At 68.8% G+C, this 16891-nt stretch carries 16 protein-coding genes; 4 read left to right on the top strand and 12 right to left on the bottom strand.

Features of this window, described 5'->3' with window-relative positions; genetic code table 11:
- Positions 1-27: 27 nt before the first annotated feature.
- Genes hisD through DAERI_RS13875 form a run of 3 tightly spaced genes read left to right on the top strand, consistent with a single transcriptional unit; the run spans position 28 to position 3153 of the window.
- On the top strand, positions 28-1326 hold the full coding sequence (gene hisD, locus DAERI_RS13885; RefSeq protein WP_103130034.1) for a histidinol dehydrogenase: 1299 nt from the start codon (positions 28-30) through the stop codon (positions 1324-1326).
- A 52-nt stretch (positions 1327-1378) separates the two neighbouring features.
- Positions 1379-2401 (top strand): LacI family DNA-binding transcriptional regulator, encoded by a 1023-nt coding sequence (locus DAERI_RS13880; RefSeq protein ID WP_103130033.1) that lies wholly within the window; start codon positions 1379-1381, stop codon positions 2399-2401.
- A complete protein-coding gene (locus DAERI_RS13875) occupies positions 2398-3153 on the top strand; it encodes an SDR family NAD(P)-dependent oxidoreductase (RefSeq protein ID WP_201262761.1) in 756 nt (251 codons plus the stop codon). Before DAERI_RS13880 ends, DAERI_RS13875 begins: the two co-directional genes overlap by 4 nt.
- A 355-nt stretch (positions 3154-3508) precedes the next feature.
- Here DAERI_RS13875 and DAERI_RS13870 read toward each other — a convergent pair whose 3' ends face one another.
- From DAERI_RS13870 to DAERI_RS13860, 3 genes are all read right to left on the bottom strand, one after another.
- Positions 3509-5023, bottom strand: a complete 1515-nt coding sequence (locus DAERI_RS13870) for a CoA-acylating methylmalonate-semialdehyde dehydrogenase (RefSeq protein ID WP_103130032.1) — start codon at positions 5021-5023, stop codon at positions 3509-3511.
- A gap of 177 nt (positions 5024-5200) precedes the next feature.
- Positions 5201-6547, bottom strand: a complete 1347-nt coding sequence (locus DAERI_RS13865) for an aminotransferase class III-fold pyridoxal phosphate-dependent enzyme (RefSeq protein ID WP_103130031.1) — start codon at positions 6545-6547, stop codon at positions 5201-5203.
- A gap of 82 nt (positions 6548-6629) precedes the next feature.
- Complete coding sequence (locus DAERI_RS13860) at positions 6630-7370, bottom strand: PucR family transcriptional regulator (RefSeq protein WP_103130030.1); 741 nt, start codon at positions 7368-7370, stop codon at positions 6630-6632.
- A gap of 115 nt (positions 7371-7485) precedes the next feature.
- On the opposite strand from DAERI_RS13860, the gene DAERI_RS13855 reads away from it, so the two are divergent.
- Positions 7486-7848 carry an endonuclease domain-containing protein gene (locus tag DAERI_RS13855; protein WP_235610393.1) on the top strand — a complete coding sequence of 121 codons (363 nt, stop codon included), beginning with the start codon at positions 7486-7488 and terminating at the stop codon, positions 7846-7848.
- Between the two features lie 67 nt (positions 7849-7915).
- Here DAERI_RS13855 and DAERI_RS13850 read toward each other — a convergent pair whose 3' ends face one another.
- The 9 genes from DAERI_RS13850 to preA form a co-directional block, all read right to left on the bottom strand.
- Positions 7916-9190: a M20 family metallo-hydrolase gene (locus DAERI_RS13850; protein ID WP_103130028.1), complete on the bottom strand. Its 1275-nt coding sequence runs from the start codon at positions 9188-9190 to the stop codon at positions 7916-7918.
- Entirely contained in the window at positions 9187-10269 is a 1083-nt protein-coding gene (locus DAERI_RS13845; RefSeq protein WP_103130027.1) for an ABC transporter substrate-binding protein, read from the bottom strand. Before DAERI_RS13845 ends, DAERI_RS13850 begins: the two co-directional genes overlap by 4 nt.
- Before the next feature lie 144 nt (positions 10270-10413).
- Positions 10414-11385 carry an ABC transporter permease gene (locus tag DAERI_RS13840; protein ID WP_103130026.1) on the bottom strand — a complete coding sequence of 324 codons (972 nt, stop codon included), beginning with the start codon at positions 11383-11385 and terminating at the stop codon, positions 10414-10416.
- Positions 11367-12200, bottom strand: coding sequence for an ABC transporter permease (locus DAERI_RS13835; RefSeq protein WP_103130025.1), 834 nt, complete (start codon positions 12198-12200; stop codon positions 11367-11369). Before DAERI_RS13835 ends, DAERI_RS13840 begins: the two co-directional genes overlap by 19 nt.
- 47 nt (positions 12201-12247) lie before the next feature.
- Positions 12248-13057 (bottom strand): ABC transporter ATP-binding protein, encoded by an 810-nt coding sequence (locus tag DAERI_RS13830; RefSeq protein WP_235610392.1) that lies wholly within the window; start codon positions 13055-13057, stop codon positions 12248-12250.
- Positions 13058-13259: 202 nt separating this feature from the next.
- Positions 13260-14624 carry a dihydropyrimidinase gene (gene hydA, locus DAERI_RS13825; protein ID WP_103130023.1) on the bottom strand — a complete coding sequence of 455 codons (1365 nt, stop codon included), beginning with the start codon at positions 14622-14624 and terminating at the stop codon, positions 13260-13262.
- Between the two features lie 10 nt (positions 14625-14634).
- Entirely contained in the window at positions 14635-15072 is a 438-nt protein-coding gene (locus tag DAERI_RS13820) for a type II toxin-antitoxin system VapC family toxin (RefSeq protein ID WP_103130022.1), read from the bottom strand.
- Positions 15072-15347: a hypothetical protein gene (locus DAERI_RS13815; RefSeq protein WP_103130021.1), complete on the bottom strand. Its 276-nt coding sequence runs from the start codon at positions 15345-15347 to the stop codon at positions 15072-15074. Before DAERI_RS13815 ends, DAERI_RS13820 begins: the two co-directional genes overlap by 1 nt.
- Before the next feature lie 37 nt (positions 15348-15384).
- On the bottom strand, positions 15385-16764 hold the full coding sequence (preA, locus tag DAERI_RS13810; protein WP_103130020.1) for an NAD-dependent dihydropyrimidine dehydrogenase subunit PreA: 1380 nt from the start codon (positions 16762-16764) through the stop codon (positions 15385-15387).
- Positions 16765-16891: the final 127 nt, after the last annotated feature.

Genomic DNA, 16891 nt, shown 5'->3' with positions numbered 1-16891 from the left:
GCCCCTGCACCCCGAGAGGAGACCCCGATGGCACGCACCCTGAAGCCCGGCATGACCGCCCAAGCGCAACTCCAGGTCCACGGCGAGGTCGAGCAGACCGTGCGCGGCATCATCGCGGACGTGCGGGAACGGGGGGACGCGGCCCTGCGCGAACTGTCCGCCCGCTTCGACGGCTGGAACCCGCCCTCCTTCCGCCTGAGTGAAGCCGACATCGAGAACCTGGTGGCTCAAGTTCCCGAGGAGCACCTAACGTCCATCCGTTTCGCGCTGGAGCAGGTGCGGACGTTCGCACGGGCGCAGCGCGGGTCGATTCACGACCTGGAAGTGGAGACGCTGCCGGGTGTGACGCTGGGGCACCGCATCCTGCCCGTGGGCAGCGTGGCCTGCTACGTGCCGGGCGGGCGCTACCCGATGGTCGCCAGCGCCATCATGAGCGTGGCGACGGCCAAGGTCGCGGGCGTGCCCCGGGTGGCCGCCGTGACCCCGCCCAAGGATGGGCAGCCCTACCCCGCCACCGTGGCGACCATGCACCTGGCCGGGGCGGACGAAATCTACATCATGGGTGGGGTGCAGGCCCTGGCCGCGCTCGCCCTGGGCACGGAAAGCATCCCCCCGGTGGACATGCTCGTCGGCCCCGGCAACGCCTACGTGGCCGAGGCCAAGCGGCAACTCTTCGGGCAGGTGGGCATCGACCTGCTGGCCGGGCCGACCGAGACGCTGGTGATTGCCGACGACTCCGCCGACGCCGAGATGGTCGCCACCGACCTGCTGGGCCAGGCCGAGCACGGGCCGAACAGCCCGGCGGTGCTGCTGACGACCTCTGAGGCGCTGGCGCGGGCGGTGGTGCCCGAAATCGAGCGGCAACTCGCGCGTCTCCCCACCGCCGAGATAGCCGGGCGGGCCTGGCGCGACTACGGCCAGATCATCCTCGCCGAGTCGGAGGGGGAGATGGTGCGGGTAGCGGACGAGATCGCCAGCGAGCATGTGCAGGTGCTCACCCGCGACCCGGACTATTTCCTGCGGCACATGACCAACTACGGCTCGCTCTTCCTCGGCCCGGAAACCAACGTGGCCTACGGCGACAAGGCTATCGGCACCAACCACATCCTGCCCACCGGCCGGGCGGCGCGCTACACGGGCGGGCTGTGGGTGGGCAAGTTCCTCAAGACCGTCACCTATCAGCGGGCCACCCGGGAGGCCAGCGTGACCGTCGGGCGGCACTGCTCGGTGATCTGCGGGGTGGAGGGCTTCGCGGGCCACCAGCGGCAGGCCGACCTGAGGGTGGAGCGGTACGGCGAGGCAGTTCCGGAGAAGGCGGCGACCTGAAGACACGGCCAGGGCGGCCTCGACCCCCTGCCCCCTATCCTGAACACCACCCATGAACAGGCCCCCCGCGCCCCCCGATCACCGCGTCACGTCCATCGACGTTTCGCGGGAGGCGGGCGTGTCGCAGTCGGCAGTGTCGCGGGCCTTTACGCCAGGGGCGCGCATCAGCCCCGAGACGCGCCGCCGGGTGCTGGAGGCCGCCGAGCGGCTGGGCTACCGCCCCAACGCGATCGCCCGCAGCCTCTCCACCCGGCGCAGCGGGATCGTGGCCCTGATCGTGGGGGACCTGCACAACCCCTTCTATCCCCAGGCGCTCTCGCAGATGGCGCAGGCGCTGGAGGCGGGGGGCAGGCGGGCGCTCCTCCTGACCCACGACGCCGGGCGCGACGTGCAGGAGACGCTGGACGCCGCGCGGGCCTACCAGATCGAGGCCGCCATCGTCTTCCCGACGCGGCTGAACAGCACCCCGCCCAGCCTGGGGGACGTGTCGAGGGGCGGCATCCCGGTGCTGCTCTTCAACCGGCGGTTGCCCGGCCACGACGACCTGCTCTCGGTGGCCTGCGACAACCACGCCGGGGGACGGCTGGCCGCGCAGATCCTGTACGGCAGTGGGGCGCGGCGCCTCGCCTTCATCGGCGGCGACCCGGAGACTTCCACCCACCAGGACCGGTTGCGGGGCTTCAGCGAGTGGCTGGCCGGGGTGGGCCTGAGCCCGGTCGCCGCGCCCGCCCGCGCCTTCCACTACGACTGGGGCTTCCAGGCGACCCTCGACCTGCACGCGGCGGGGGAACGCCCGGACGCCATCTTTGGGGCGAACGACATCGTCGCCATCGGGGTGCTCGACGCCCTGCGCCTGCTGGGGCGGCGGGTCCCCGAGGAGGTGAGCGTGATCGGCTTCGACGGCATTCAGGAGGGCGGGCGGGTGGCGTACCGCCTGACCACCATCCGCCAGCCGCTGGAGGCCATGATCGAGGACGCCCTGCGGACCCTTGACGACCCGCGGCCCGGGAGTGGACCGCGCCTGCATCCCGGCGAATTGGTCTGGCGCGGCACGGTGAGGGGCAATCCACCATGACCGCCGGAGCGTTGGCTGGCCGGGTGGCACTCGTCACCGGCGGGGCGGGCGGCATCGGCACGGCGATTTGCGAGGCGCTGGCGGGCGCGGGCGCGACGGTCCTCGTCGGGTACGCGGGCGGCGAGGCGCGGGCGGTGGAGTTGGCCGCCCGCCTGCCCGGGGGAGGCGCACACCGCGCCCTGCTCGCGCGGGTGGACGACAGCGGCACGCTCGCCGCTGCCGCCAGGAGTGTGCGCGAGCGGGAGGGCCGCCTCGATCTGCTCGTCAACAACGCGGGGGTGACCACGCCGGTCGCACATGCAGACCTGGACGGGCTCACCGACGAGTGGATCGACAACATCCTGCGGGTGAACGTGCGCGGGGCCTTCGCCTGCGTGCGGGCCTTTGCCCCGCTGCTGCGTGAGGGGGGGAACGGGCTGGTCGTCAACATCAGCTCCGTTGCAGGTCAAACTGGGCTGGGCAGCAACGTCGCCTACTGCGCGAGCAAGGCGGCCCTCGACTCGCTGACCCGCAGCCTGGGCCGGGCGCTGGCCCCGGACATCCGGGTGCTCAGCGTCTCGCCCGGCTGGGTGGACGGCGAGTACGCCCAGCGGATGCCCCCCGAATTGATCGCCGCCCAGGCCGCCCGCACGCCGCTGGGCCGCATCGCCCAACCGGAGGAGGTGGCCCGCGCCGTCCTGGCCGCCGCCACGCACCTCACCTTCAGCACGGGCTGCATCATCCCCGTGGACGGCGGGCGACCCCTCGGCTGAGGGTCACTCGGTCGGCAGGGCGGCGGCCTGTTCCCGCTTCTCCGGCGCGAGGGTCGGCGAAGACCTGAGCAGGGGACGTGCGGCCGCGGACCTGTCCCCAGGTCAGAGTTCCCGCCGCGAGCGCGACGCCCAACGCCGTTGCCTCGTGTTCCTCCCCGCGTTCGACCCTCAGGCCGCCGAAGGTGGGGAGGAAGCGCGGGCCACTGGCGCTCCCCGCTGGGCAGGTTTCGAGGCGCCAGAGGCCTGCACAAAGGCGCCCCCTGTTCTGAAGTTCAGGCCACCCGGCTGCGGGGCTGTGGGGTGACCTGAAGGACCTCACCCGCGGGGCAGGAGGACCAGGCGCAGGGGGCCCCGCCTACCGGTTTTGCGGGAACCCCAGGTCCACCCGGCTGCTCGCCGGGTCGGGCCAGCGCGACGTGACCACCTTGGAGCGCGTGTAGAACTTGATCCCCTCGGGACCGTACATGTGGCTGTCCCCGAAGAGGCTCGCCTTCCAGCCGCCGAAGGAGTAGTACGCCACCGGCACGGGGATGGGCACGTTGATGCCGACCATCCCCACCTCGACCTCGAACTGGAAGCGCCGGGCCGCCCCGCCGTCGCGGGTGAAGATCGCCGTGCCGTTGCCGTACTCGTTCTCGTTGATGAGTTTCAGGCCCTCGTCGTAGCTGTTCGCGCGCACGACACACAGCACGGGGCCGAAGATCTCGTCCTGGTAGGCGTCCATCTCGGGCGTGACATGGTCGAGGAGCGATACGCCGAGGAAGAAGCCGTCGCCGTCAAATTGCTGCTCGCGCCCGTCCACCACCACGGTCGCGCCCTGCCCCCGCGCGCGCTCGATGTACCCCGCCACCCGGTCGCGGTGTTCGCGGGTGATCAGCGGCCCCATCTCGTTGCCGGGCTGGTCGCCGGGGCCGACCTTGAGCGCGGGCAGGCGTTCCTGAATCGCTGAGATGAGGGCGTCCCCCACCCCGCCGACGGCCACGAGGACGGAGATCGCCATGCACCGCTCGCCCGCCGAGCCGTAGGCGGCCGATACCGCGGCGTCGGCGGCCATGCCCACGTCCGCGTCGGGGAGGACGAGCATGTGGTTTTTCGCCCCGCCGAGGGCCTGCACCCGCTTGCCGTGCGCGGTGCCCTTCTGGTAGATGCTGCGCGCGATGGGCGTACTCCCCACGAAGCTCACGGCGGCGATACCGGGGTGTTCCAGCAGGGCGTCGACCGCCTCCTTGTCCCCGTGGACGACGTTAAAGACGCCATCGGGGAGACCCGCCTCCTTCAGCAGTTCCGCCAGGAAGAGGCTCGCGCTGGGGTCCTTTTCACTCGGCTTGAGGATGAAGGCGTTACCACACGCCAGCGCGTTCGCCATCATCCACAGGGGCACCATCGCCGGGAAGTTGAAGGGCGTGATACCCGCCACCACCCCGAGCGGCTGCTGGATGGAGTACACGTCCACCCCCGTGCTCGCCTGCTCGGAGTACCCGCCCTTGAGCAGGTTCGGCACCCCGCAGGCGTACTCCACGTTCTCGATGCCCCGGGCAATCTCGCCCAGCGCGTCGGCGTGGACCTTGCCGTGCTCGCGGGTGAGGATGCGGGCCAGCTCCTCCCGTCGGCGGTCGAGCAGCTCGCGGAAGCGGAAGAGGACTTCGGCGCGCTTGCCGAGGGGCGCGGCCCGCCAGATTTTGGCGGCAGCGGTGGCGATCCCAACCGCTTGATCTACCTCGGCGCGGCTGGCGAGGGGCACGAGGGCCTGCACCTGCCCGGTCGCCGGGTTGTAGACGGGGGCGGTGCGCCTGGAGGTTCCCTCGGCGGGCTTGCCGGAGAGCCAGTGCGTGAGGGTTTGAACGGCGGGCTTTTGGGCGGTGCTGGTCATGGTGGACCTCCGGGGAAATCAGGGGGGTTGTGGGTTTTGCTCCTCCCCCGGGTGGGGGTGAACGGGCCGGACGTCAGGAAGCCAGCGGGAAGGGGGAAGGTATCTTCTCGGCAATAGAGTTGGTCACACGCCCCCTCACCCCAGCCCTCTCCCACGAGGGGAGAGGGAGAACTCCACCTAGTCCGCCGCCACCGGCGCCCCGATCATCTCGTCCACCAGGGCCAGCGCCTCCTCGTACACGTCGAGCCCCGCGTCCAGCTCCTCCTTCGTGATGACGAGGGGCGGGCAGACCCAGATCATGTTGAAGCGGCTGAAGGCGTAGACGTGCCTCGACTTGATGTGGGAGGTGAGCCGCGCCATCTCCGGCGAGGTGCCGTTGTAGGGGGCCAGCGGCTCTTTCGTCCGCTTGTCCTTCACGAGTTCCAGCACGCTGAAGAGGCCGATGTACCGTACGTCGCCCACGCAGGCGTACTTGCGCTTCATGGCCTCCAGACGCTCGCCCAGGTATTTCCCCAGTTCCAGGGTGTGCTCGAAGAGGCGTTCCTCCTCGTACACCTTGAGGTTGGCGATGGCGGCGGCGAGGCTGACAGGGTGGCCGCTGTACGTCAGGCCGCCCGCCAGGAAGTGGTTCTCGAAATAGTCGGCGATCTTCTGGTTCACGATGACGGCGCCCAGCGGCATGTACCCGCTCGTGAGGCCCTTGGCGCAGGTCACGATGTCGGGCACGATGCCGTAGTGCTGGGTGGCCAGCCACTTGCCGGTGCGCCCGAAGCCGCTCATCACCTCGTCGTCGATCAGGAGGATGCCGTACTTGTCGAGCAGCGCCCGCAGCCGGGGGTAGTAGGAGTCGGGCGGGATCAGCAGGCCGTTGCTGCCGGTGATGCCCTCCACCAGCATGGCGGCGATGGTGTGGGGACCCTCAAGCTGGATCACCTCCTCGATGTGGGTGATGCAGCCGTCCTCCCACTCCTCGGCGCTGCCGCCCATCGGCGGGCGGTACATGTAGGGGTCGAACACCCGCACGATGCCCGGAATGCCCGGCTCGACCGGCCAGCGCCGGGGATCGCCCGAGGCGCTCATGGAGCCCATCGTCGCCCCGTGGTAGGAGCGGTAGCGGGTGATGATCTTGTCGCGCCCGGTGTAGAGCTTCGCCATCTTGATGGCGTTCTCGTTCGCCTCGGAGCCGCCCAGGGTGAAGAAGCTCTTGGCGAGGCCGGTGACCTCCGCGAGCTTCTTGCCCAGCTCCGCGCGCACGTCCGTGGCGAAGGACGGCCCGGCGAAGCACATCCGGTCCACCTGGTCCTTGATGGCCTGGAGGACCTTGGGGTGCTGGTGCCCCACGTTGATGTTGATGAGCTGACTGGAGAAGTCGAGCCAGGTGTTGCCGTCGCCGTCGTAGAAGTGGCTGCCCTTCCCGCCAACCATGTGGATGGGGTTGGCCTGCCCCTGCACGCTCCACGAGAAGAGGGTGTATTCGCGGTTCTCGGCGATGACCTGCTGGGTGTCGGGTCTGGGTTCCGGCATGGGGCGCCTCCTGGCTGAGAGGGGAAAGAGGGACGACTCTGATCGTAGGTTGCAGGTGCGGGCGTGCCAAGAGACAGAGTGTCTAGGGCGACGCGGAGTCGGGCACCGCCTCCGCCACCTCGCTGCGGCTGAGTTCCAGGGCGAGGTGCAGGCCGAGTTGCCGCCGGGGATTGTCCAGATCGCCCAGCATCGCCCGCAACTGTTCGAGGCGGTAGTACACGGTCTGACGCCGGACGCTCAGCCGCCGTGCGGACTCGGCCATGTTGAAGTTCGTCTCTAGCAGGGCGGCGAGGGTGCCGATCAGGGTGACTCGCGCCCGCGTGGGCAGGACGAGGAGTGGTCCGAGCTGCGCCTCCAGAAAGGCCCGGCTGCGCCCCGTCTCGGCCAGGGCGTCGAGGAGCGGCGCGAGGCTGGGCTCCCCATATTCGGCGGGCTGGCGCAGGATGCGCGCGTGGGCCGCCCGGGTGAGTTGGGCGAAGTTCACCTCCTGCCGGAAGACCAGCAGCGGGAGGTCGTAGAGCCGGGCGGCGCCGAGCACGGCGGGCGGCGGCTCGCGCAGCTCGCGCACGAGTTCGAGGGCCAACCCGCTCGCCCCGCGCTCGGCAAGAGAGCGGATGTAGTCATGTCCCGCCTGCTCTCCCGCGTTCACCAGCGGAGCGCCCACCGACAGCAGCAACTCACCGCCGCTCAGGAAGCGGGCCGCATCGGGGATTTCCGAGACATGCACCCAGGTCACGGGCTCGCCCAGCCGCGCGTGGCCGCTCAGCACCTCCGCGCCCGCGAAGGCCGGGAGGGTGAGGAGTTCGCGCAGGGTGGGGAGCATGGGGGAACCTCTGGGGAGATGGGGAGCGGTGTTTTGGGGATGCCCGGACGGTTCACCCCCTCCCCGGCCCTCCCCCCTCAAGGGGGAGGGAGAAAAGAAGGGTTTAGGCTGGAGCGTGGCAAAGTGGGAAGCGAGAACCAGTCCGTCGAGCGAAGTGGCGCGCACCCTCCGGGGCCGGATGACGCCGGAGGAAACGCGGCTGTGGCAGTCCTTGCGGGGCAAGGGGCTCGGCGTCAGCTTCCGCCGACAGGAGCCGATGGGCCGGTACGTCGCTGACTTCGTGTGTCACGAGCGAGGCCTGGTTATCGAACTCGACGGCAGCCAGCACCTGAACAGCGAGGCCGACCGGGCAAGGGACGCAGACATGGCCGAACACGGCTTCGAGACGTTGCGCTTCTGGAACCACGAGGTCCGAACCAACCTGACTCGTGTACTGGAACGAATTCAGCAGACCCTGGAAGCCCGAAAGCCGCTTTAGCCCCTCCCCCTTGAGGGGGGAGGTTGGGAGGGGGTGAACCGTCCGGGCCACCCTTCCCACCTTCACCTCACCTCCGCCCCTGAATCCACCCCATCGCCCGACTCGCCAGCCGGTCGAACGCCTCCACGCTCTGCATGATGTGTTCCTCCCGCGTGTCCTCGATCTTGTTGTGGCTGATCCCCCGCAGGCTCTGGACGAACAGCATGACCGTGGGCACCCCGGCGCGGGCCACCTCCGCCGCGTCGTGCAGCGGGCCGCTGGGAAGGCGGTGGCTGGTCGGCACCGTCTCTAGGATGGCCGCCTCCGCCGCCTCGATGAGGTCCGGGTGGAAGGGGATGGGCTCGATGTTCCACAGGTTGCCGACCTCGACGGTGCAGCCGCCCTCCTGAGCGAACCGCTCGGCGGCCTCCCGCGCGTCCTGCCACATCGCCGCCAGTTTCCCGGCGTCGAGGTGGCGCTGGTCGAGCGTGATCTCGCACCGCTCCACCACGCTGGTCACGATCCCGGGCCAGGTCTTGACGCTGCCGACCGTGCAGACGCCGCCGTGCCGCTCGGCGATGGCGTAGATTTCCTGTCCCAGTCGGGCTGCGGCCAGGAAGGCGTCGCGCCGGACATTCATCGGCGTGCTGCCTGAATGCGCCGCCTGCCCGTGGAAGGTCAGGACGTGGCGCTCGACCCCCACCGTGCCGAGCACTGCGCCGAGCGGCAATCCCAATCCTTCCAACACCGGCCCCTGCTCAATGTGCAGTTCCAGGTAGGCGGCGGCGTTGCGAAGTTCGTCACGGGCTTTTGGGGCATCCTCCAGTCTCACGCCGACCCGCTCTAACGCCGCTCCCAGGCCGACCCCATCCCGGTCGGTCAACTTCGCCATCTCGGCCACGTCGAAATGGCCGCTCGCCGCGCTGGACCCGTACAGGGAGCGGCCGAACCGCGCCCCCTCCTCGTCGGCCCAGTCCACCAGGCGCAGGGTGACGGGCGGACGGCCCCCATACTCGGCGTTCACCCGCCGCAACACTTCCAGCCCGGCGAGCACGTTGAGGCAGCCGTCGAGCCACCCCCCGTTCGGCACGCTGTCGAGGTGGCCGCCGATCAGCAGTTCGCGCTCGGATTCTCCTTTCAACGTGGCCCACAGGTTCCCGGCGGGGTCCTGGTGAACCTCCACGGGAAGCTCGGCGAGACGTTCTTTCAGGAAGTCCCGCGCCCGCAGCCAGGTGTCGGTGAAGGCGACGCGCTGGGCGCCGTTTTCGTCGCCCGTGAGCCGCCGCAGCTCTTTGAGTTCGGCGACCGTGCGGGCCGGATTGAGCCCGGTTGGCGTGGATTCCGCGACTCCTCCCCCACTCACCGCGGGGCCTTCTTCCCCGTCGCGGCCTCCCACACGCTGTAGGTCACGGCGCCCGCGTCGGGGCTGGCCTTGAGAATACCCAGGTTCCTCAGGAGGGCCACGTTGTTGCGGTATACGGCGGGATCGAGGTAGCCCGCCAGGCCCCGGGTCGTCGGGCCGGTGTTGTAGAGCTTGGCGACCTCGGCCATCTGCCAGGTCTGGTGAGATTTGGCGTCGGCGCGGGTGCCGCTGCCCTTGCAGGTGTTGCCGCACAGCGGCAGGACGATGCTCACGGCCTCGGCCTGGTGGGTGACCGCGTAGTTCCAGCCCTTCAGCGTGGCGCGCACGAGTTTGGCGGCGATCTGCTGCCCGCTCTGGCCGCTGCCCTTGAAGTTGGCCGTCTTCAGGGTGCGGTCGGTGGTGAACATCAGGTCTTCCAGGAGGTTGATCCCGTAGTCGGCGGTGCGGAAGATCCGCAGCTTGTCGAGGCTGTAGCCCAGCCCCACGATCTGGTCGATCTCGTTGTAGGTCATGGCCGACACGAGGTCCACCTTGTCGGGGAACACGATGCTGGGGTCAAAGGGGTAGGTGACGGCCTGCACGTCCGGGTTGCTCACGGTGCTGTCGAGGCTGGTCGTCAGGCCGTACTTCTTGAGGAGGGCGACCGCCGGGTACTCGTTGCCGCTGGGCCACACGCCGACCCGCTTGCCCTTGAAGTCCTGCGGCTTGGTGATGTTGCTGCTCTTCAGGGCGACGAGGGTATACCCGCTCTTCTGGAAGAGCTGCGCGATGTGAACCACCGGGATGCCCTGCGCCCGGGCAGTCAGCAGGTCGGTGATCCAGGTCGTGCCGAAGTCGGCGGTGCCCGTCGCCACCGTCTGAATCGGCGACTGGTCCCCGGTGGGCAGGAACTGCACGTCCAGCCCCTCGGCCTTGTAGTAGCCCTTCGCCTGTGCCACGAAAAAGCCCGCGAACTGCGCCTGCGGGAACCACTTGAGCTGCACCTTGACGGGCACGAGCTTCTGGGCGTGGGCTCCTGGGGCCAGCAGCGCGGCGGCGAGGACGGCGGTGACGGCGGCGGTCAACTTGGAATGCTTCATCTGTTCCTCCGGGGGGAGAAGAAGGGCGGGATTCAGGTGTTCTCTGGTTGCTCCTCCCCCTTCAGGCAGGGAGGCCGGGACTTCTCAAGCTCTGCGGGGGTGAAGAGGTGGTCGTCCAAGAAAAACGGTTCTTCCAACAGTCCTTCACGAGGTCTGCGGCACGGGCGCGAATCGCCGCTCCAGCACGCTGATCAGGCCGAAAAACGCCAGCCCCACCACACTCGCCAGCACGATGGCGGCCCACACGACGGCGAGGTTGAAGCGCCCCACCTCGATCTGGATGCGGAACCCCAGCCCGTGCCCGGTCGTGCCGAAGAATTCCGCCACGATGGCCGAGATCAGGGCGAGGGTGCTCCCCACCTTGAGGGCATTGAAGACGAAGGGGAGCGCGGTGGGCACCCGGACGGCGCGGAAGGTCTGCGAGGGGCTCGCCGCATAGGTGTGCAGCAGGTCGAGGTGCAGGGGGTGGGCCGCTTGCAGGCCGCGCACCGCGTTCACGACGACCGGAAACAGCACCGTGATCGCCACGACGACCATCTTGCTCGGCCACTCCAGCCCCAGGGCTTTGACCACCACCGGGGCGAGCGCCACGATGGGCACGGAGCTGAAGAGGGCCGCGTAGGGCAGCAGGCCGCGTTCGAGAAAGCGGAAGCGCACGACGAGCAGCGCGAGGGCCAGGCCGATCACGGTGCCCACCACGAAGCCCAACAGGGCCTCCAAAACAAAGGTGTAAAAGGTGTCCTGAAGGAGGACCGTCCGCGCCTCCCACAGCGCGACGAGCACACGGCTGGGGGTGGGGATGAGGCCCGCCGGAACGCCGTAGGCGCGCAGAAGAGCCTCGACCGCCAGCACGACGAGCAGCCCGGTGAGGGCGGCGGGGAGGGTCCGGGCGGCCCTTCCTTCTCCCCGTGCCGCCGAACGGATGCCGAGGACGCCTAAGAGCAACAGGGCCAGCACTCCCAGCAGCCAGGGCAGCGGTCGGTCCGGTGCCGTCCCCAACCGTGCCAGCGCGACAGAGAGCCCCAGCAGGCCGAGGCCGCTCAGGGCCAGCGGGAGCAGGGCCCCCAGCCCCGGACGGCGAGCGGCCCCGCGCCACGTCACCGCCCCGCTCGCCACGGCGTCACCACCCTTTCAAGGAGGCCGACGAGGGCGACCAGCCCCACCCCCAGCGCCGCCCCGTAGGCCATGATGACCCACAGCGCGATGGTGTCCGACGCCCGCGAGTTCTCGGCGAGCATCTTGCCCAGGCCCGAAAAGGAGATCGTGCTGATCTCCGCCACGATGCTGCCCACGAGGGCCGCCGTCACCGCCACCTTGAGCGCCGTGAAGAGGTACGGCAGGCTGGCGGGCAGCCGGAGCTGGAAGAACACCCGCCCCGGCGAGGCGCTGTACGTCCGCATCAGGTCGAGTTGCAGCGTGTCCGGGCTCCGCAATCCCCGACTCATCCCCACTGCGACGGGGAAAAAGGCGATGTACGCGGCGATGAGCGCCTTGGGCAGGAAGCCCTGCACCCCGTACTGCCCCAGCAGCACCGCCAGCATGGGCGCGATGGCGACAATGGGCACCGTCTGGGACGCGACCAGCCAGGGCAGGGTGGCCCGCTCGAAGGACCGACTCAGAACGAGGAGTGCGGCCAGAACGAGGCCTAATCCAGTCGCCAGGACCAGCCCCAGCAGCGTCTCCCCACCCGTCACGACGGCGTTGTAGGGTGCGGAGGTGGGAGCCGTGGGCGGCACGCTGAGGGAGCGAAACCCTTGCACGAGTTGACCGGGGGCGGGCAGCACCGGATTTCTCAGTTGAGTCGCACAAGCAATCGCGTTTGGACATCCCAGGTCCGCCCCGCTCGCCAGCGCCCGCGACGCCGGGCCGACGTTCGCCCACAGCATCAGCGGGAGGTACAGCAGGACGGCAACCACCAACACCACCAGCATCGGGAGGAGGGGAGAACCGGCAAGTCTGCCCCGCCTGGGTGCAGCCGTCATGCGTGCCCCTTCCTGAGCAGTTCCCGCACCTGGGTCATCAGCTCGAAGAAGCGCGGCAGTTCGCGGGTGTCGTCGCCCCGGGGCTGCGGCAGGTCCACATCCACCACGCCCTCGATCTTGCCGGGTCGGGCCGTCATCACCACGACCCGCGTGCTCAGGAACACCGCCTCGCTGATGCTGTGCGTCACAAAGATGACCGTCTTGCCCGTCTCGCGCCACAGCCGCAGGAGTTCGAGGTTCAGATGCTCGCGCGTGATCTCGTCGAGCGCCCCGAAGGGCTCGTCCATAAACAGCAGGGGCGGGTCGAAGGCGAGCGCCCGGGCGATGCTCACCCGCTGCTGCATCCCGCCCGAAAGCTGCCACGGGTAACGCCGCTCGAAGCCTGAGAGCCCCACGAGGTTCAACATCTCGCGCGCCCTGGCCGCCCGGTCGCCGGGCACGTTCATCACCTCCAGGGGCAAGGTGACGTTGCTCAGCACCGTGCGCCACTCCAGCAGCGCCGGGGCCTGGAAGACGTACCCGTACTTCCGCTCCCGCCGCGCCTGCCCCGGCGGCTGTCCCCCGATCAGAATGGTTCCGGCGGTCGGCTGCACGAGGTCGGCGAGCAGCCGCAGCAAGGTCGTCTTGCCGCACCCCGAGGGCCCAATCAGGCTGATGAACTCCCCCCGCCCGATGGTCAGATTCGCGTCCTGAAGGGCGACCGTCTGCCCGCCCGGATGCGCGAAGACCATCTGGAGGTCCCGGATGGTGACGATGGGCTCAGAGGGGGGCGGGTGAACGGCCTGGGGAGTGAACACTTGTGTCACGGGGACGCTCCTCTGAATGGAAGTCTCGGGACTCGTGCTTTGTCTTTTTCTCCCTCTCCCCTTGTGGGAGAGGGCTGGGGTGAGGGGGCGTGTGACCAACTGCGTTGCCGAGAAGATGCCTTCTCCTTCTGGTTGGCCCTGAGATGCGGCGACGGCTCACCCCTCCCAACCCCCCCCTCAAGGGGGAGGGGCTAAGAAACCCTCACCGCCGCAGCAGTTGACCCCGCCCCGGATCCCCGACGAACCGCCCGCCCTCCACCGCCACCTCGCCGCGCACGGTCACCACATCGGGCCGCCCGTCAATCTCCCAGCCCTCGAAGGCGCTGTAGTCGTTGTTCATGTGGCTCGTGCTCGCGGAGATGTGGCCCCGGTAATTGGGGTCGTAGATCACGAGGTCGGCATCCGAACCCACCGCGATGGTGCCCTTGCGCGGGAAGAGCCCAAACAGCCTGGCGGCCTTCGTGCTGGCCGACTCCACGAAGCGGCTGAGGCTGAGCCCGCCCCGGCTCACCCCGTAGGTGTAGAGCAGGTTCACCCGGTCCTCGATGGCGGGGATGCCGTTCGGAATCTTGGTGAAGTCCCCCTCACCCATCGCCTTCTGGGCCACGTCGAAGGGGCAGTGGTCGGTGCCCACGGTGTCGATCAGGCCCTGCTCCAGCGCCGTCCAGAGTGCGTGCTGGTTGTGCTTCTCGCGCAGCGGTGGGCTCATCACGTACTTCGCGCCCTCCACGCCGGGGCGCTCGGCATAGGTCTTGTCCAGCAGGAAATGCGGGATGACCGACTCGATGTGGAGCCTGACCCCCCGCCGCTTGGCCTCCAGCGCGGCCTCCAGCGCCCGCTCGTTGGAGAGGTGGACGACGTAGCCCTCGGCCCCGGTCATCTCCACGAAGGCGGCGAAGTGGGCGGTGCCCTCGGCCTCCACCCCCTCCGGGCGGCTCGGCTCGTGCCACTCGGGGCCCGTCTTGCCCTCGGCCAGGAGCCTCCGTTGCAGTTGCGCCACCAGCTCGGCGTTCTCGCAGTGGGCGGTGACCACCACGCCGAGTTCGCGCGCCAGGGTGAGCACCCGGTAGAGCACGTCGTCGTCGATACCGAAAGCCCCCTTGTAGGCCAGGAAGACCTTGAAGGACTTCATGCCCTGGGCCACCAGGTCGCGCAGGGTGGCTTCCGTTTCGTCGTCCCAGCGGGTCACCCCCAGGTGGAAGGTGTAGTCGCAGGCGCTCTTGCCCTCGGCGAGCCCCGTCCACTTCTCCCAACCCTCCCGCAGCGGCTCGCTCTGGGCGGGGGCTAGCATCTCGATATAGGTCGTCGTCCCGCCGATCAACGCCGCCTGGCTCGCCGTCGTGTGGGTGTCCTTGGCGAAGGTGCCCATGAACGGCAGGTAGACGTGGACGTGCGGGTCGATGAAGCCGGGAAAGACGTACTTGCCGCTCGCGTCGATCACGCGCGTGCCCTCGGGCGCGGTCAACCCCTCCCCGATCCGGCTGATGGTCTCGCCCTCCACGAGGAGGTCGGCAGTGTAGTCGGCGTCGGCGGTGATGATGCGGCCATTCTGGATAAGGAGAGCCACGGAACCTCCGTTACAGGTCGGTGGGGGTCAGCACGGTCAGGCCAAAACGTTGGAAATGGGGGGCATTGAGGGTGAGGAGGGCGTCTAATCCGTGCGCCTGCACGGCGGCAGCTATGCGGGCGTCGTGACTCGGGCGGCCGGAGACGGCGTGGGTGCTGACGAGGTTGAGCCAGCGGGAGAACAGGTGGGGCGGGTCGGGCAGCAGCGGAATGAGTGTCAGCAACCGCTCGACCTCCAACGCCGCTTCCTCAGGAGAAAAGTCCAGTCCATTGGACGCCTCGGCAGGGCGAGTCATTACCGACCACATCTCGTAGATGCATTGCGGCACAACAAAGAACTCGTCACCTCGAGCGTAACGCTGACGTATTGCGGAGGTGATGTTCTGGCTTCCCGCAGCTCCACGGTTTGCCATCCTCAAGACGATGTTCGTGTCGAGCAGGATTCGCATCAGTCGTAGATGTCGTCTCTCACGTTATAGTCTTCCGGCCAGGAGACGTTGGTTTCCTTGGCGAAAGACTCGATAAACCTGTCAAACGCCTCCATCCTCTCCTGCACGTCCTCGATTTCGTGCAGGTACTTGGGGCGCGGCTTCACCGTGATCTGCCCGTCCTGAAGGCTCAGTTTCACCTGTCGGGTGCCCAATGCGTTCAGCGCCTCCTGTGGCAGCTTCAACGCGCCGTCTTCCCCAATGGTCAGCAAAACCTCTGTGGCGGTCATCGTCATGGGCGTTCCTCCTCTCCGGTCAGATTAGGTCCTACTCCTAATGAATCTCGATCCCCGCCTCCTTGCGGTACGCCTCCATCGCCGCCCACTCCTGGGTCACGGCGGGGCGGGTGGCGGTGAGCTGGTCCCAGGTGACGGACGGGCGACCGCTCGGCACGCTGACCATCTCGATGCAGCCGTCCACCGGGCAGACGTTGGCGCACAGGGCGCAACCCACGCAGTCGGGCTCGCGGACGACCGGGGTGGCGCGGCCCTGGGCGACCTGCTTGCCGCCATCGCGGACGTTGAAGCCCGGATTCACCTTCACCCCCTCCGGCGAGTACAGGTCGATGCACTGGTGGGCGGTGTCGTTGCAGGCGACGTAGCAGAGGTCGCACTGGATGCACTTGTCCGGGTCGATGCGCGCGACGGCCTGGTAGCCGAGGTCCAGCCCACCGAAGCTGCTCATCTGCGGGAGGCTGCGGCCCGTCACGTCCGCGAGGGTGGCGAAGCCCTTGTCGTCCATCCAGTTGCTCAGGCCGTCCACGAAGTCCTCAATGATGCGGTAGCCGTAGTGCATCGCCGCCGTGCAGACCTGGAGGGCCGAGGCGCCCAGCAGCAGGAACTCGGCGGCGTCGCGCCATGTCTGGATGCCGCCCATGCCGCAGATAGGAACACCAGATGCCCGCACCGTGGGGTCGCACATCAATTCACTCAGCATGTGCAGCGCGATGGGTTTGACCGCCGGACCCGCGTAACCGCCGTGGGTGGCCTGCCCACCGATGCTGGGGGTCACCAGCAGCGTGTCGAGGTCCACCTTCATCACGCTGTTGATAGTGTTGATGAGCGAGAGGGCGTGCGCTCCCCCCGCCAGCGCCGCGTGCGCCGGGTCGGTGATGTGGGTGACGTTGGGCGTGAGCTTCACGATGACGGGGAGGCGGGTCACGCTCGTCACCCAGTGGGTGTTGAGCTGACACATCTCGGGCACCTGGCCCACCGCCGCGCCCATGCCGCGCTCGCTCATGCCCTGGGGGCAGCCGTAGTTCAGCTCGATGCCGTCCGCGCCGGTGTCCTCAATCTGCATGACGATCTCGCGCCACGCCTTCGGATCGGCGTCCACCATCGCGGAGACGATGAGCGCCCGGTCGGGCCACATGCGCTTGACCTCAGCGATCTCGCGCAGGTTGACCTCCAGCGGACGGTCGGAGATCAGCTCGACGTTGTTGATGGCGACGAGCCGCTGCCCGCCGAGGGAGAGGCCCCCGTAGCGGTTGGAGATGTTGAGCACGGGGGCGCCGATGGTCTTCCACACGGCCCCACCCCAGCCGTGCTCGAAGGCGCGGTGGACCTGCATGCCGCTGTTCGTCGGCGGCGCGGAGGCCAGCCAGAAGGGGTTGGGCGCCCGAATGCCCGCGAAGTTCACGGAAAGGTCAGCCATGGGGAGTCTCCAGGGAGCGGAAGGAGTGTTTTACAGAGAAGACACAGGATGCCGTCTTTTTCCCCTCCCCCTTGAGGGGGGAGGCCGGGTGGGGGTGAGCTGTCACGGCCTCCCCAACATGCAGACC

The organism is Deinococcus aerius, from assembly GCF_002897375.1.
In the GTDB taxonomy this organism is placed as follows: domain Bacteria; phylum Deinococcota; class Deinococci; order Deinococcales; family Deinococcaceae; genus Deinococcus; species Deinococcus aerius.
This window is presented reverse-complemented; position numbering and strand designations above follow the sequence as displayed.